Origin of the sequence: Pseudoalteromonas sp. BSi20495 (genome assembly GCF_000241185.1) — a bacterium.
In the GTDB taxonomy this organism is placed as follows: Bacteria; Pseudomonadota; Gammaproteobacteria; order Enterobacterales; family Alteromonadaceae; genus Pseudoalteromonas; species Pseudoalteromonas fuliginea.
The window spans coordinates 1-14,792 of sequence record NZ_BADY01000042.1; the positions used below are offsets into that span (position 1 = coordinate 1).

The 14,792-nt window shown below is 39.0% G+C and carries 16 protein-coding genes; 14 read left to right on the forward strand and 2 right to left on the reverse strand.

What is annotated here, in order from left to right; all coding sequences use genetic code 11:
- Window positions 1–28: 28 nt before the first annotated feature.
- Complete coding sequence (locus P20495_RS14185; RefSeq protein WP_008134943.1) at window positions 29–625, reverse strand: hypothetical protein; 597 nt, start codon at window positions 623–625, stop codon at window positions 29–31.
- Window positions 622–1,545 carry a hypothetical protein gene (locus P20495_RS21290; protein ID WP_008134944.1) on the reverse strand — a complete coding sequence of 308 codons (924 nt, stop codon included), beginning with the start codon at window positions 1,543–1,545 and terminating at the stop codon, window positions 622–624. Before P20495_RS21290 ends, P20495_RS14185 begins: the two co-directional genes overlap by 4 nt.
- A gap of 932 nt (window positions 1,546–2,477) precedes the next feature.
- Between P20495_RS21290 and mioC the strand changes: the two genes are divergently transcribed.
- From mioC to P20495_RS14120, 14 genes are all read left to right on the forward strand, one after another.
- Window positions 2,478–2,927, forward strand: coding sequence for an FMN-binding protein MioC (mioC, locus tag P20495_RS14180; protein ID WP_007377656.1), 450 nt, complete (start codon window positions 2,478–2,480; stop codon window positions 2,925–2,927).
- 428 nt (window positions 2,928–3,355) lie between these two features.
- Window positions 3,356–5,245, forward strand: coding sequence for a tRNA uridine-5-carboxymethylaminomethyl(34) synthesis enzyme MnmG (gene mnmG / locus P20495_RS14175; RefSeq protein WP_007377657.1), 1,890 nt, complete (start codon window positions 3,356–3,358; stop codon window positions 5,243–5,245).
- Window positions 5,246–5,260: 15 nt separating this feature from the next.
- Window positions 5,261–5,881 carry a 16S rRNA (guanine(527)-N(7))-methyltransferase RsmG gene (gene rsmG, locus P20495_RS14170; RefSeq protein WP_007377658.1) on the forward strand — a complete coding sequence of 207 codons (621 nt, stop codon included), beginning with the start codon at window positions 5,261–5,263 and terminating at the stop codon, window positions 5,879–5,881.
- Window positions 5,882–5,895: 14 nt separating this feature from the next.
- Window positions 5,896–6,681 (forward strand): ParA family protein, encoded by a 786-nt coding sequence (locus tag P20495_RS14165; protein WP_007377659.1) that lies wholly within the window; start codon window positions 5,896–5,898, stop codon window positions 6,679–6,681.
- Between the two features lie 20 nt (window positions 6,682–6,701).
- Window positions 6,702–7,628: a ParB/RepB/Spo0J family partition protein gene (locus P20495_RS14160; protein ID WP_007377660.1), complete on the forward strand. Its 927-nt coding sequence runs from the start codon at window positions 6,702–6,704 to the stop codon at window positions 7,626–7,628.
- Window positions 7,629–7,770: 142 nt separating this feature from the next.
- Window positions 7,771–8,151, forward strand: a complete 381-nt coding sequence (locus tag P20495_RS14155; protein ID WP_007377661.1) for an ATP synthase subunit I — start codon at window positions 7,771–7,773, stop codon at window positions 8,149–8,151.
- A gap of 15 nt (window positions 8,152–8,166) precedes the next feature.
- Window positions 8,167–9,024: a F0F1 ATP synthase subunit A gene (atpB, locus tag P20495_RS20340; protein WP_024597178.1), complete on the forward strand. Its 858-nt coding sequence runs from the start codon at window positions 8,167–8,169 to the stop codon at window positions 9,022–9,024.
- A 55-nt stretch (window positions 9,025–9,079) separates the two neighbouring features.
- Window positions 9,080–9,313, forward strand: a complete 234-nt coding sequence (atpE, locus tag P20495_RS14150; protein ID WP_004335261.1) for a F0F1 ATP synthase subunit C — start codon at window positions 9,080–9,082, stop codon at window positions 9,311–9,313.
- A 41-nt stretch (window positions 9,314–9,354) separates the two neighbouring features.
- Window positions 9,355–9,825 (forward strand): F0F1 ATP synthase subunit B, encoded by a 471-nt coding sequence (atpF, locus tag P20495_RS14145; protein WP_004335264.1) that lies wholly within the window; start codon window positions 9,355–9,357, stop codon window positions 9,823–9,825.
- Window positions 9,826–9,841: 16 nt separating this feature from the next.
- A complete protein-coding gene (gene atpH, locus P20495_RS14140) occupies window positions 9,842–10,375 on the forward strand; it encodes a F0F1 ATP synthase subunit delta (protein ID WP_008134949.1) in 534 nt (177 codons plus the stop codon).
- 14 nt (window positions 10,376–10,389) lie between these two features.
- Complete coding sequence (gene atpA, locus P20495_RS14135; protein ID WP_004335270.1) at window positions 10,390–11,931, forward strand: F0F1 ATP synthase subunit alpha; 1,542 nt, start codon at window positions 10,390–10,392, stop codon at window positions 11,929–11,931.
- A gap of 60 nt (window positions 11,932–11,991) precedes the next feature.
- The gene (gene atpG, locus P20495_RS14130; RefSeq protein WP_007377664.1) at window positions 11,992–12,852 is read left to right on the forward strand and encodes a F0F1 ATP synthase subunit gamma; all 861 of its coding nucleotides are present in this window, start codon (window positions 11,992–11,994) and stop codon (window positions 12,850–12,852) included.
- Window positions 12,853–12,885: 33 nt separating this feature from the next.
- The gene (atpD, locus tag P20495_RS14125) at window positions 12,886–14,271 is read left to right on the forward strand and encodes a F0F1 ATP synthase subunit beta (protein ID WP_007377665.1); all 1,386 of its coding nucleotides are present in this window, start codon (window positions 12,886–12,888) and stop codon (window positions 14,269–14,271) included.
- 13 nt (window positions 14,272–14,284) lie between these two features.
- Complete coding sequence (locus P20495_RS14120; RefSeq protein ID WP_007377666.1) at window positions 14,285–14,707, forward strand: F0F1 ATP synthase subunit epsilon; 423 nt, start codon at window positions 14,285–14,287, stop codon at window positions 14,705–14,707.
- Window positions 14,708–14,792 lie beyond the last annotated feature (85 nt).

Below are 14,792 nucleotides of genomic sequence, written 5' to 3' on the forward strand. Positions count from 1 at the left end.
TAAAGGGGGTAAATTTTATTTAGCCCCTTTAATTAAATAGTTCATAATATTCAGATAAATAAAGTGAAATCACTTTATTAAACTCCTCCAAACTAGGCTCACCTTGTCCATTTTGTTCTAACAGCCATTTTTTAATTTTATAGCTAATAACAACACCTTCCTCATTACAAAACTGCTCATCGTATACATAGAAATCTAAGGACATCCCTGGTGAGTAGGAAGTACAATTTACAAACCCTTCATTATGAAAATAATTAGCCATTGATATACTAGAAATAATCATCGTAGGTATACCTAAAAAACTACAAAATACAGCCACTTTAATTACTAGCCCTAATATTTTTTTACTTGGACGTCTATTAAATATCCCATGAGCAAACATATATGCAAGTATAAATAAAAGTGGGATAAAGCAAATAAAGCCAAAAGCTTTTCCCTTTTGCTTCAAAAAATAAATTTTCCCTTCACTTATATCATTTATAGTCTGAATTAACTTTAAGGCTTCATTAAAAAATAAATATACTAGAAAAAGAAAAAACAATGTAAGGAAAGTAAAAAGGGTATAAAAGATAGCTTTTTTTAATAAGCTATCTTCTGGGTGAAAAACAACTTCATGAGATTTCAAAATACATCTCCGAAGTCAGGAATTCCAAATAACCCCTTCATATTTTTTAGGTTTTCAAGTGGTTGCTTCTCAGGAGAAGTAAAAGTTCTTCTGCTAATTTTCTTTAGTAATTCACTTTCATACTTAATTAAGAATTGTGCTATTTTCTCAACTAGATGATTAAGCTCATCCTCAAAGAAAAATGTAGCTGTAATACCAATAGCTCCCCCAACTAATACCACGACTAACAGAGGGACAGCTGCAATAGTAGTTCCAACTAAAACAGCACCTGCCGCTAATGCCATAACAGAAGCTCCAACAGAGGCTAGGGCAATAGTTAAATCAACAGCAACTCCACCAACAAAATGATGCCATGTTAGACGGTCTTCCAACATTTGATCTATAAATCGGAACACTGGAGAAGCTAATAAAGTAAAAACAACTCCACCTTTTAAAGCACTTTTAGCTGCTTGGTAACCTAAACCAACTGTAAAAATTTTGGGGTTTTTCGCTAGATATAAAGTACCTGTTAAATGACTTTTAAGAGAAGGTGTAACTTCCATTATTAGAGTAGGAGAGCCTGAATAAACTTTAACTCTATATTTTGATAGAATTCCACCTTTATTACTTAAGTCAGCAGCTAAAAAAGCTAGGGCTTTTACATCTCCTATTAATGGAACTTGTAAGATAATTTTTTTTATCCAATTGTATATGGCGACCCAATTTATAGGTAAGCTATTTTTTGTTTCCAATAAAATATGCATTTCATCAGCAATTTGAGTTCTCGTTTTTCCTTGTTTCAACTTAGAGTGAACATAAAAATCTAAGAATTCATCACTATTCATTTGTATAAAAGTATAACTTCCAGCATTTTTTATCTCATGTTCAATTTTTTTCACACGCCTCTTTTGTGCTATAGCTTTACGAGCATAAACTGACATAATCTAATCTCCTTATTAATTAGTACTACTATATTTTTTATCATCAAAAATATAGTAGTACTAATTAATAAAAAACTAAAGCATTATCGAATACCCAATCCATAGGGAGAATTATATTCTAAGTGAACTCTATAGCGATTAAACAGCTTACTAATCAAACGAAATTATTGCTTTTATTTATGGCTCAGAGCTTATGTTTTTACCAAAGTTATCCGGTTTATTTTCAAAATTTCTTGCCTTTAAGGCAAAAAATTAACTTGATTACTGTTCTAAAAAGAATAAATATTTCATTCTTAGTAAAATAATACAAACATATTAAAATCGAAAATATTGTAATAAAACAGCTTTACCCAGCCCATTCACTAAAAATAACGGCTCTAAACCTACATTAAATTAAAAATATCCAGATCACTTATCCACAAAGCCAGCTTTTTTTGCTCAAATAAATACCAAAACAAGGTAAATCAGCCGCAAAAAACTCGCGATCAATTAAAATTTACCTGTTTATAAGCTTATTTTTTATTAATTTCATTAGATCTGCTCTATTAGATCATTTTTTAAAATTATTTTTGATCTGTATTTGAGGTTATCAACAGGCTTTATATCCACATTATGATCAACATGTATTTTCGATCGAAAAATTTGCAATTCAGTTTTTGACTAATAAGTAATATCAATAGCTTAGCGAATATAAAACAACCTAAAAATCACTTTAAACATAGCTTCCCCCAACCTTATCAACAACTTGATAAGAAGATTACATTTAAAGATAATTTGTTAATCTATTAATTATCAATAAGTTAAAGGCTCTCTAAAAAAGCAGTGTAAAATTACTACAAAAATAGTTATACAAAATAACACTCTTAACTTTACTGTTATACTCACTCGGTTATCATAGGCAACAATTAAAACTAATGTGATCACTAATATTCATGAGTTCAGTAAATCTTATTGTTGGCAGCCAAATGGGATCAGCCGAGTATGTTGCAGAGCAACTAAGCGACGCGCTAAATAACCTTGGTATTACTACACAACTACATGATCAACCTGAATTTAGCGATATTGATCAGCAAAATACCATTTGGTTAATTTGCACATCTACTTATGGCGCAGGTGATTACCCTGAAAACTTTATTAGCTTTGTTGAAGATGTGACTCAAGCTAATGATTTATCTCAATTAAAATACTCAGTAATCGCTTTAGGTGATACCAGTTATGACACTTACAACCAAGCTGGACGTAATATAGATGCCTTATTAGCTCAAAAAGGCGCTATAAAAGTAGCAGAACGCTTAGAGCTTAATATTCTCGATGAAGCACTACCAGAGGACACCGCATTAGCATGGTTAGACTCTTGGATAACCAAAACAGGCTTAAAATAGAGAGATAAAGTAAAAAGTTACATATAAAGTTACCCACAATTTACTAATAATTTAATATATTTTGTGGATAAAGATTGAATAAACTGCTTTTTAAAGCATGCTTATCCATGGGATAAGATCTAACTTATTCAGCCCTGTGCATAAAGTGCCTTTTTGATCAGAGCTTATTTGCGGGATGATCCGATCATATTAACACCTTTAGATCTGATCTAATTTGATGTTTTTAATAAAGATCTAAACCTTATCAACAGAAAAGTCGATCAGTAGTAGTAATAGTAATAAAAGATCTCTTTAAAAGATCCTTTATATTATTAGAGATCACATACTTAGATCTTGCCCACTGTTTAATCATTTATCTTCTGCCAATTTCTAGGTAGAATACGCTCCCTTTTGAAGTTTACCGGTTTGATTTAAGTAGGATCCCATTAATGATTTTTCACGAAAATTTTGACGTTATCGTAGTAGGTGGTGGACATGCTGGCACTGAAGCCGCATTAGCAGCTGCCCGTATGGGGATGAATACCCTGCTACTGACTCACAATATGGATACCCTTGGTCAAATGTCTTGTAACCCAGCAATTGGTGGGATAGGCAAAGGTCATTTGGTAAAAGAAATTGACGCGCTTGGTGGTGCAATGGCACAGGCCATTGATAAAGGCGGGATCCAATTTCGTACACTAAATTCTTCAAAAGGACCTGCTGTTCGTGCAACTCGAGCACAAGCAGATCGCGCCTTGTACAAAGCGGCTATTCAAACAACATTGCAAAATCAAGATAATCTTAAAATTTTTCAACAATCGTGTGATGATCTTATTGTTGAAAACGATCGTGTTACTGGCGTAGTAACTCAAATGGGTTTGCGTTTTAGTGCACCAAGTGTTGTTTTAACCGTGGGTACTTTTTTAGGTGGCTTAATCCATATAGGGTTAGAAAATTACAAAGGCGGCCGTGCAGGCGATCCTCCTTCAATTGCTTTAGCTGATCGCTTACGTGAACATCCATTTAGAGTTGATCGTTTAAAAACAGGTACACCGCCACGTATTGATGCACGTACTGTTGATTTTACAAAAATGGAAGCACAGCCTGGTGATACACCAACACCTGTGTTTTCGTTTATGGGTAAACAATCAGATCACCCACAACAGATACCGTGTTACATCACTTACACAAACGAAAAAACACATGATGTTATTCGTAAAAACCTACATCGCTCACCTATGTACTCAGGTGTTATTGAAGGTATTGGTCCTCGCTACTGCCCTTCAATTGAAGATAAAATTGTTCGTTTTGCAGATAAAGATAAACATCAAATATTTGTTGAGCCTGAAGGTTTAACATCATACGAATTATATCCAAATGGTATTTCGACTAGTTTACCGTTTGATGTACAACTTGAGATTGTGCAATCTATTTCTGGTTTTGAAAATGCACATATTTGTCGACCTGGCTATGCAATAGAATATGACTACTTTGATCCACGTGATTTAAAACAGTCTTTAGAAACTAAATTTATTGAAGGCTTATTTTTCGCGGGTCAAATTAACGGTACTACCGGCTATGAAGAAGCAGGTGCACAAGGCTTAATTGCAGGTATGAATGCTGCGCTAAAAGTGCAAGGCAAAGATTCTTGGACACCACGTCGTGATGAAGCTTATGTTGGTGTATTAATCGACGACTTAGCAACACTGGGTACAAAAGAACCCTACCGTATGTTTACTAGCCGTGCTGAATATCGTTTATTACTTCGTGAAGATAATGCTGATATTCGTTTAACTGAAAAAGGCCGTGAGCTTGGTTTGGTTAATGACGAACGCTGGCAGGCATTTAACGAAAAAATGGAAGTAATCGAAAAAGAGAAACAACGCATTAAAGATACATGGATCCACAAAGATCATGCCGTTGTAGATCAAGTAAACGCATTACTTAAAACCCCGCTTACGCGTGAAGCAAGCTTAGAAGAATTACTTCGCCGTCCGGAGATTCGTTACAACGATCTGATGGCTATTGACGGATTGGGATCTGAATTCACAAATAAAGCAGCACTCGAGCAAGTTGAGATCCATACTAAGTACGCAGGTTATATTGCGCGCCAACAAGATGAAATCAATAAGCAGCTTCGTCATGAGCAAACAATTTTACCAAAAGAGTTTGATTACAAAACCGTATCTGGTTTATCAAATGAGGTAGTTGCTAAGCTTATTGAGTCACGTCCTGACACGATTGGTCAAGCATCGCGTATTTCTGGTATCACCCCTGCGGCGATTTCGCTATTATTGGTGTATCTGAAGAAGCAAGGCTTATTACGCAAATCTGCGTAACGATAAGGGTACATAGTGTTACAGCAACAATTAACTACATTGTTAGCGCAAACTGATATTGCGCTAACAGAAAAACAACAGCAACAGCTAGTCCGTTACGTTGAGTTATTAAATAAGTGGAATAAAGCTTATAACTTAACTTCAGTACGTTTACCTGAAGAAATGATGATTAAGCATATTATGGACAGTTTAGTTGTTGCGCCTCATTTACCCGGGCATCATTATATTGATGTAGGTACAGGCCCTGGCTTACCCGGTATCGTGTTGGCAATTGCATTACCAAATACACATTTTGTGCTATTAGATAGTTTAGGTAAACGTGTGCGATTTTTAATGCATGTTAAACATGAACTAGGTCTTGATAATGTAACCCCTGTGCAGTCTAGAGTTGAAGAATATCAACCAAGTGTTAAATTAGACGGCGTACTCAGTCGCGCATTTGCTTCATTACAAGATATGGTTGACTGGTGTTCGCACTTAATTGATCATTCGGGTAAATTTATAGCACTTAAAGGCGTGTTCCCTAGCGAAGAGCTAGAGTCATTACCTGCAGGCGTCAAGTTTGAGCAAAAAATTGCATTAGAAGTGCCTAAGTTAGATGCACAACGACATTTAATTATTCTTTCTAAAGACTAGGGATCAGAGACACTGTGGCAAAAGTCATCGCATTAGCAAATCAAAAAGGTGGAGTGGGTAAAACTACAACCGCTGTTAATCTCGCTGCGTCTATGGCTGCAACGAAACGTAAAGTGCTGTTAATTGATCTCGATCCGCAAGGTAATGCGACTATGGGGAGTGGCGTAGATAAGTACGGCGATGTGCCAACTATTTACGACTTACTTATTGAAGATAAACCTATAGAAGACGTTATCATCAAAGAAACGTCTGGCGAATACCATATGATTGCTGCAAACGGTGATGTAACCGCTGCAGAAGTTAAACTCATGGAATTATTTGCCCGTGAGGTGCGTTTACGTAACGCGCTTGAAAAAATTCAGGACCAGTACGAATTTATTTTTATAGACTGTCCGCCTTCTTTAAATATGTTAACTGTTAATGCTATGGCTGCGGCTGATTCTATTTTGGTACCAATGCAGTGTGAGTATTATGCACTTGAAGGGTTAACCGCATTAATGGATACGATTACGCAGCTTGCTAGATTAGTGAATCCGAGCTTACAAATTGAAGGCATACTTCGTACTATGTATGACCCGCGTAACCGTTTGGCAAATGATGTATCAGAACAATTAAAACAACATTTTGGCGATAAAGTATACCGTACGGTGATCCCACGTAATGTTCGCTTAGCCGAAGCACCTAGTTTTGGTGCTCCAGCTATGTATTATGATCGGGCATCAAGTGGCGCTAAAGCGTATTTAGCACTCGCTGGTGAAATGTTACGCAGAAAAGAAAAAACAGCGTCCGTTGTCGCCTAACTTTGAGGTAAAAAAATAACATGTCTGCTAAAAAACGAGGTTTAGGCCGAGGACTCGATGCACTTTTAAGTTCGTCAAAGCCTGCACCGAGCGCAAGCAAGGAACAAGACACATCAAACGTGACTGAAGCTGTGAAAAATGCAGCTGGGCCAAATAACAGTGAATTACAAAAACTTCCAATAGAGTTTTTACACTCTGGTAAATACCAACCTCGTAAAGACATGTCTGAAGAGGCGCTAGAAGAGCTTGCTAGTTCTATTCGCTCACAAGGTATTATTCAACCTATTGTTGTGCGCCCTATTGCACATAATAGCTTTGAAATTATCGCCGGTGAGCGTCGTTGGCGCGCAGCGCAAATAGCTAAGCTTGAAACAGTACCTTGTATTATTAAAGATGTACCCGATGAAGCTGCCGTTGCGATTGCACTGATAGAAAATATTCAGCGTGAAGATTTAAATGCCATGGAAGAAGCGGTTGCACTTAATCGTTTACTAATAGAATTTGAATTAACACATCAACAAGTAGCTGATGCGGTAGGTAAATCACGTACGACTGTAACTAACTTACTGCGTTTAAATAACTTAAATAACGATGTGAAGATTTTGTTAGAGCATGGCGATATTGAAATGGGCCATGCTCGTTGCCTGTTAGCCCTTGAAGGCGAAGCGCAGTCTGATGCTGCTCGTTTAGCTGTCGCTAAAGCACTAACAGTTCGAGAAACCGAAAAGTTAGTTCGCTCAATTTTAGAACCAGTGCCAGCTAAAGAAATAACCGAAAAAGATCCAGATGTTAAGCAGTTAGAACAACAACTTGCTGAAAACCTAGGTGCCAAAGTTGAAATAAATTACAATAAAAAAGGTAAAGGTAAGCTTGTTATTTCTTATACTAATTTGGATGAGCTTGACGGCATTTTAAATCGCATTAATCAAGACAATACCCACCATTAGTTTTCTACATGTCTAAAAAGAGACATTTGTAGCTATTTCGTGTTACAAACCGTCTACTCAAGTTGCAAAACTGGCAGGATTAAGTATAATTTCGCCAGTTTTCACACCCTAACAATTAGAACGCAATAAAGGTTAACTAAACGTGACTGATAAGTTAGCGAGTCCATATAGACTTGCCGTATTAAAGTTAATTTGCCTTCAGGGTGTTGTAGCATTAGTTGCTGCTGTAATTATTTTTTTTAGTTCGGGAGCCAATGCTTCGCTTTCATCACTCGCTGGTGGATTTGTCGCAGTACTTCCGCACTTTGTATTTGCACTTTATGCATTTAGGTATATGGGTGCAAGTCGAGCAAATCAAGCGTATGCCTCGTTGAAACGCGGCAACGGATTAAAATTTATGCTAACAATTGTATTGTTTGCGCTAGTACTGAAGCATTTTCCGGTAATTTTATTACCCTTTTTTAGTACTTATATACTGGCGCTCTTTACTGGATTGTTCGCACCCGTTTTTTTTAAACATTAACTTTTGGGATATAACATGGCAGCAGAAGAAGTTACTCTATCTGGCCATATCCAGCACCATTTGACCAATGCTAAGATGTGCTCGACCGATACAGGTCTCGCCTTCAATAAAGCATGTACGGACAGTGGATTCTGGACATGGCATATAGATACCCTCGCATGGTCTATCGGTTTAGGTCTTATATTTTTATGGATCTTTCGTAGTGCCGCTAAAAAATCAACACTAGGTGTACCTGGAAAATTTCAATGTTTCATTGAAATGGTAGTAGAGTTTGTTGGTGACAACGTACGTGATACTTTCCATGGTAAAAGCAAGCTTATTGCACCATTAGCATTAACAATATTCGTTTGGATATTTTTAATGAACTTAATGGATTTAATACCGGTTGACTTTTTACCTGCATTAGCTGGTTTTGTTGGTGAAACTGCGTTTGGTATGGATTCACACGATGTGTACATGAAAATTGTACCAACGACTGACATTAATATGACTGCTGCGCTAGCGCTTGGCGTATTTATTTTAATGATAGGCTACTCAATTAAAATAAAAGGCATCGGTGGTTTTATTAAAGAACTAACACTTCACCCGTTTAGTTCAAATAATACTGCACTACAAATCCTTTTAATCCCGTTTAACTTATTACTTGAACTGATTGCGCTGGTTTCTAAACCGTTTTCATTAGCGCTACGTTTGTTTGGTAACTTATATGCAGGTGAATTGATTTTCATCTTGATCGGCGCTATCGGATTTATGCAATTACCATTGCATTTTGTTTGGGCTGTATTCCACATCTTAGTAATTGTATTGCAAGCATTCGTATTTATGATGCTAACAATCGTATACCTAAGTATGGCAAGCTCAGATAATCACTAATTTTTATAACCTTTAATATTTAACTTTAATTTACAATTGAAACTTTGGAGAAAAAATGGAACTAGTATTAGGTCTTAAGTATATCGCAGTAGCTTTACTAATCGGCTTTGGTGCAATCGGCACAGCAATCGGTTTTGGTAACATGGGCGGTAAATTCCTTGAAGCATGTGCGCGTCAACCTGAGCTTGCACCATCGCTACAAGTTAAGATGTTTATTCTTGCTGGTCTAATCGATGCTGTAGCAATGATTGGTGTTGGTATCGCTATGGTATTGTTGTTCGTACTTTAATTTTATTTTTTGAACAGCTTACTATTTAAGGAGGAGCGGTTGTGAATTTAAACGCCACTCTTATCGGTGAATTGATTGCGTTTACGGTGTTCGTATTATTTTGTATGAAATACGTATGGCCACCACTAAACGGTGCAATTGAAGCTCGCCAGAAAAAAATCGAAGATGGTTTAGCTGCCTCTGATAGAGCCGAAAAAGACTTAGAACTTGCGCAAAAGAAAGCTGCTGAACAGCTTAAAGATGCAAAAGCTCAAGCGGCTGATATCATTGATCAAGCTAAAAAGCGTGCAGTGCTAATTGTTGACGAAGAAACACTTCGTGGTCAGCAAGAGCGTGAAAGTATCATTGCTCAAGGGCACTCTGAAGTTGAGTCTGAACGTAATCGCATAACAGAAGAGCTACGTAAGCAAGTAGCAACTCTGGCAGTGATTGGTGCAGAACGTATTTTAGAGCGTGAAATTAATCAAGCCGCACATAGTGACATCGTTGAAAAACTTGTCGCTGAGCTGTAATTAGGAGGGTATGAGCATGTCTAATTTGACTACTATCGCTCGCCCATACGCTAAAGCGGCTTTTGAACTTGCCGTTGAGAAAGGCACTCTAGAAAGCTGGAATGATATGTTGTTCTTTGCAGGCCACGTAGCCAGCAATGAACAAGCATCATCTGCTTTAGCAGGTATGCCTACAGCTACTGCACAAGCTGAATTATTTATTCAACTTTGTGCTGAGCAGCTCAACGAACAAGGTCAGAACCTAGTTAAGGTGATGGCTGAAAATGGACGTTTGACAGCTCTACCTGACGTTGCTGAGTTATTTGCTGAATTTAAAGCACAATACGATAAAGAAATCGAAGTAGATGTGATTTCTGCAACTCCTCTTGTTGCTGCGCAACAAGAGTCATTGGTAGCGGCACTTGAAAAACGTTTCGCACGCAAAGTTAAGCTGAATTGTAGTGAAGACGCGTCAGTGGTTGGTGGACTTATTATTAGGTCTGGCGACACTGTAATCGACGGTACTATTCGCGGTAAATTAAGCCGCTTAGCTACAACACTACAATCGTAATTGGGAAAAAGAGCATGCAACTTAATTCCACTGAAATTTCAGATCTGATCAAACAACGTATTGAGAAGTTCGAAGTTGTAAGTGAAGCTCGTAACGAAGGTACTATTGTATCTGTTACTGACGGTATCATCCGCATCCACGGTCTTGCTGACTGTATGCAAGGTGAAATGATTGAGCTTCCTGGCAGCCGTTATGCTATCGCACTAAACCTTGAGCGCGACTCAATTGGTGCAGTAGTAATGGGTCCGTACGCTGACCTTACTGAAGGCGTAAAAGTATATACAACTGGTCGTATTTTAGAAGTTCCTGTTGGTCCTGGTCTACTTGGTCGTGTTGTAAACACACTAGGTGCTCCAATCGATGGTAAAGGCGCTTTAGATAACGACGGGTTTGAACCTGTAGAAAAAATTGCACCAGGTGTAATCGAGCGTAAATCAGTAGATGAGCCAGTTCAAACTGGTTATAAATCTATCGATGCGATGATTCCAGTTGGTCGTGGTCAACGTGAACTTATCATCGGTGACCGTCAAACAGGTAAAACTGCACTAGCAATCGATGCAATCATCAATCAAAAAGACACAGGTGTTAAGTGTGTGTACGTTGCGATTGGTCAAAAAGCATCTACTATTGCAAACGTAGTTCGTAAATTAGAAGAGCATGGTGCACTAGCAAATACTATCGTAGTTGTTGCATCTGCTTCTGAATCTGCGGCACTTCAGTACTTAGCACCGTTCGCGGGCTGTACTATGGGTGAATACTTCCGTGACCGTGGTGAAAACGCATTAATCGTATATGATGATTTGTCTAAGCAAGCAGTTGCTTACCGTCAAATTTCATTACTACTTAAGCGTCCACCAGGGCGTGAAGCATACCCAGGTGACGTATTCTACCTTCACTCTCGTCTTTTAGAGCGTGCATCGCGTGTAAACGCAGATTACGTTGAAAAGTTCACTAATGGTGAAGTGAAAGGTAAAACTGGTTCATTGACGGCATTGCCAATCATTGAAACTCAAGGCGGCGACGTTTCTGCGTTCGTACCGACTAACGTTATCTCTATCACCGATGGTCAGATCTTCTTAGAAACTGACTTATTCAACTCAGGTATCCGTCCGGCAGTAAATGCTGGTATCTCGGTATCGCGTGTTGGTGGTGCTGCACAAACTAAAATCGTTAAGAAACTAGGTGGCGGTATCCGTCTAGCCCTAGCTCAGTACCGTGAATTAGCTGCGTTCTCGCAGTTCGCGTCTGACCTTGATGATGCTACTCGTGCTCAACTTGAGCATGGTGAGCGTGTAACAGAGCTAATGAAGCAGAAACAGTACGCGCCAATGTCTGTTGCTGAAATGTCTTTGTCGTTATTTGCCGCTGAAAAAGGCTTCCTTCAAGACATCGAAATCGCGAAAATCGGTGACTTTGAAGCAGCTTTACTTTCTTATGCAACTAGCACATACGCAGAGCTTGTGGCTCAAATCAATGAAACTGGTAACTTGAATGCCGAGATCGAAGCGCAGCTTAAAGAACTTCTTACGAAGTTCAAGTCTACGCAAACTTGGTAATTTAGTTATTAATGGTGCGCTTTAGGAAACTAAAGCACACCTTGATTCGGAGAGAGAGTCATGGCCAGCGGAAAAGAGATTAAAAGCAAGATCGGGAGTATTAAAAACACTCAAAAGATCACTAGCGCAATGGAAATGGTTGCTGCGTCTAAAATGAAAAGGGCGCAAGAACGCGTTGCTTCAAGCCGTCCATACGCTAATAAATTACGTGAAGTAATTGGTCGTGTTGCTCAAGCAAATCTTGATTTTACTCACCCGTTCTTAAAAGATCGTGAAGTAAAACGAGTTGGTTATATTGTTATCTCTACAGACCGTGGTCTGTGTGGCGGTCTAAACTCAAACGAGTTTAAGAAAGTTGCACTTGATGTTAAAGCGTGGAAAGAGAAAGGTGTTGATGCTGAATTTGCTACTTTAGGTAGTAAGGCAGCAGGCTTCTTTCAACGTTTTGGTGGTCAACTACTCGCTAAAAAAGCGGGCCTAGGAGATAAACCTTCAGTACAAGACGTTATTGGTCCTGTAAAAATTATGCTTGATGCATTTTCTGAAGGCAAAATAGACCGTTTATTCTTGGTATATAACAAATTCGTTAATACCATGAAGCAAGAGCCAATTATAGATCAGTTACTCCCTTTGCCAAAAGCTGAAGAAGAAGTATCTGCTCACACATGGGATTACTTATACGAGCCAAACCCAGAGGCTATTTTAGAGTCTTTGTTAGTACGCTTTATTGAGTCTCAAGCATACCAAGGTGTGGTAGAAAATGCTGCCTCAGAACAGGCTGCTCGTATGGTTGCAATGAAAGCTGCAACTGATAACGCAGGTGACCTTATGGACGAGCTACAGCTTGTTTATAACAAGGCTCGCCAAGCAGCAATCACACAAGAAATTAGTGAGATTTGTTCTGGCTCAGCAGCAGTTTAATGCTTCGGGTAAAGATTAACGAGAGGAATAGACATGAGTTTAGGTAAGGTCGTCCAAATTATCGGCGCCGTTGTGGATATTGAATTTCCACAAGATAGCGTGCCAGCGGTATACCACGCACTAAGAGTAACAGATGGCGATTTAGCTGGTTTGACTTTAGAAGTTCAACAACAGCTAGGTGGCGGTGTAGTGCGTACTATCGCTATGGGTACTACTGATGGTTTACGTCGTAGTGCTTTAGTTATGAATACAGGTGAATCGATTCAAGTTCCAGTTGGTAAAGCAACACTTGGTCGTATCATGAACGTACTTGGTGAGCCAATCGATGAAGCGGGTCCAATCGGCGAAGAAGACCGTATGTCTATTCACCGTGCAGCGCCTTCATACGAAGAGCAATCAAGTTCAGTTGAGCTTTTAGAAACTGGTATCAAGGTTATCGACCTTGTATGTCCGTTTGCTAAAGGTGGTAAAGTTGGTTTATTCGGTGGTGCCGGTGTTGGTAAAACTGTAAACATGATGGAACTTATCCGTAACATCGCAATCGAGCACAGCGGCTACTCAGTATTCGCAGGTGTTGGTGAGCGTACACGTGAGGGTAACGATTTCTACCATGAGATGAACGATTCAAACGTACTTGATAAAGTATCGCTTGTATACGGTCAGATGAACGAGCCTCCAGGTAACCGTTTACGCGTAGCGTTAACAGGTCTTACTATGGCTGAAAAGTTCCGTGATGAAGGTCGCGATGTACTTTTCTTCGTAGATAATATCTACCGTTATACACTTGCTGGTACAGAAGTATCTGCACTTCTTGGTCGTATGCCATCAGCGGTAGGTTACCAGCCTACACTTGCTGAAGAAATGGGTGTGCTTCAAGAGCGTATCGCTTCAACTAAGACTGGTTCAATTACATCAATCCAAGCGGTATACGTACCTGCGGATGATTTAACGGATCCATCTCCAGCAACTACCTTTGCTCACTTAGACGCAACAGTAGTACTTTCACGTGATATCGCATCACTTGGTATCTACCCAGCGGTAGACCCACTTGATTCATCTTCACGTCAACTTGACCCACAAGTAATTGGTCAAGAGCACTACGATACAGCACGTGGCGTTCAAACAGTTCTTCAGCGTTATAAAGAACTTAAAGACATCATTGCAATCCTAGGTATGGACGAGCTTTCTGACGAAGATAAGCAACTTGTATCTCGTGCACGTAAAATCCAACGTTTCCTATCTCAGCCATTCTTCGTGGCAGAGGTGTTTACAGGCGCGTCTGGTAAATACGTATCACTAAAAGATACAATTGCTGGCTTTAAAGGCATCTTAAACGGTGAATTTGATGATATGCCAGAGCAAGCGTTCTACATGGTTGGCTCTATCGAAGAAGCTCAAGAAAAAGCCAAAGGCATGTAACTAGGAGGGTAGTATGACAGCTATGACTGTACATCTTGACGTAGTAAGCGCTGAGCAGAGTTTGTTCTCTGGTCTTGTTGAATCGATTCAAGTATCTGGTAGTGAAGGCGAGCTGGGTGTAAACCTAGGCCATGCTCCATTACTAACTGCCCTTAAACCTGGTATGGTACGTTTAGTTAAGCAATTTGGTCACGAAGATGTGATATATGTTGCTGGCGGTACATTAGAAGTTCAACCAAATCACATCACGATTCTTGCAGATACTGCGGTTCGTGGTGAAGATTTAGATGAAGATTCTGTACAAAAAGCTAAACGTGAAGCTGAAGAACATATGGCGAATTCGTCAGCTGTTGAGTTTGATTATCAACAAGCGGCTACGCGACTGGCAGAAGCAGTTGCTCAGTTACGCGTAATTCAGCAATTACGTCACAAGTAAGCCTATCCGGTTTGTAAAAAGCCCACTATAAGTGGGCTTTTTTGTGCCTGTAATTTAAACATGGTGTATCGCTTATTTATAATTG

Excerpts from the sequence above, each read along its gene's own strand:
- P20495_RS21290 (WP_008134944.1), bottom strand. The coding sequence starts at position 1,545 with ATGTCAGTTTATGCTCGTAAAGCTATAGCACAAAAGAGGCGTGTGAAA.
- mioC (WP_007377656.1), top strand. The coding sequence starts at position 2,478 with ATGAGTTCAGTAAATCTTATTGTTGGCAGCCAAATGGGATCAGCCGAG.
- mnmG (WP_007377657.1), top strand. The coding sequence starts at position 3,356 with ATGATTTTTCACGAAAATTTTGACGTTATCGTAGTAGGTGGTGGACAT.
- P20495_RS14160 (WP_007377660.1), top strand. The coding sequence starts at position 6,702 with ATGTCTGCTAAAAAACGAGGTTTAGGCCGAGGACTCGATGCACTTTTA.
- atpB (WP_024597178.1), top strand. The coding sequence starts at position 8,167 with ATGGCAGCAGAAGAAGTTACTCTATCTGGCCATATCCAGCACCATTTG.
- atpE (WP_004335261.1), top strand. The coding sequence starts at position 9,080 with ATGGAACTAGTATTAGGTCTTAAGTATATCGCAGTAGCTTTACTAATC.
- atpH (WP_008134949.1), top strand. The coding sequence starts at position 9,842 with ATGTCTAATTTGACTACTATCGCTCGCCCATACGCTAAAGCGGCTTTT.
- atpA (WP_004335270.1), top strand. The coding sequence starts at position 10,390 with ATGCAACTTAATTCCACTGAAATTTCAGATCTGATCAAACAACGTATT.
- atpG (WP_007377664.1), top strand. The coding sequence starts at position 11,992 with ATGGCCAGCGGAAAAGAGATTAAAAGCAAGATCGGGAGTATTAAAAAC.
- atpD (WP_007377665.1), top strand. The coding sequence starts at position 12,886 with ATGAGTTTAGGTAAGGTCGTCCAAATTATCGGCGCCGTTGTGGATATT.
- P20495_RS14120 (WP_007377666.1), top strand. The coding sequence starts at position 14,285 with ATGACAGCTATGACTGTACATCTTGACGTAGTAAGCGCTGAGCAGAGT.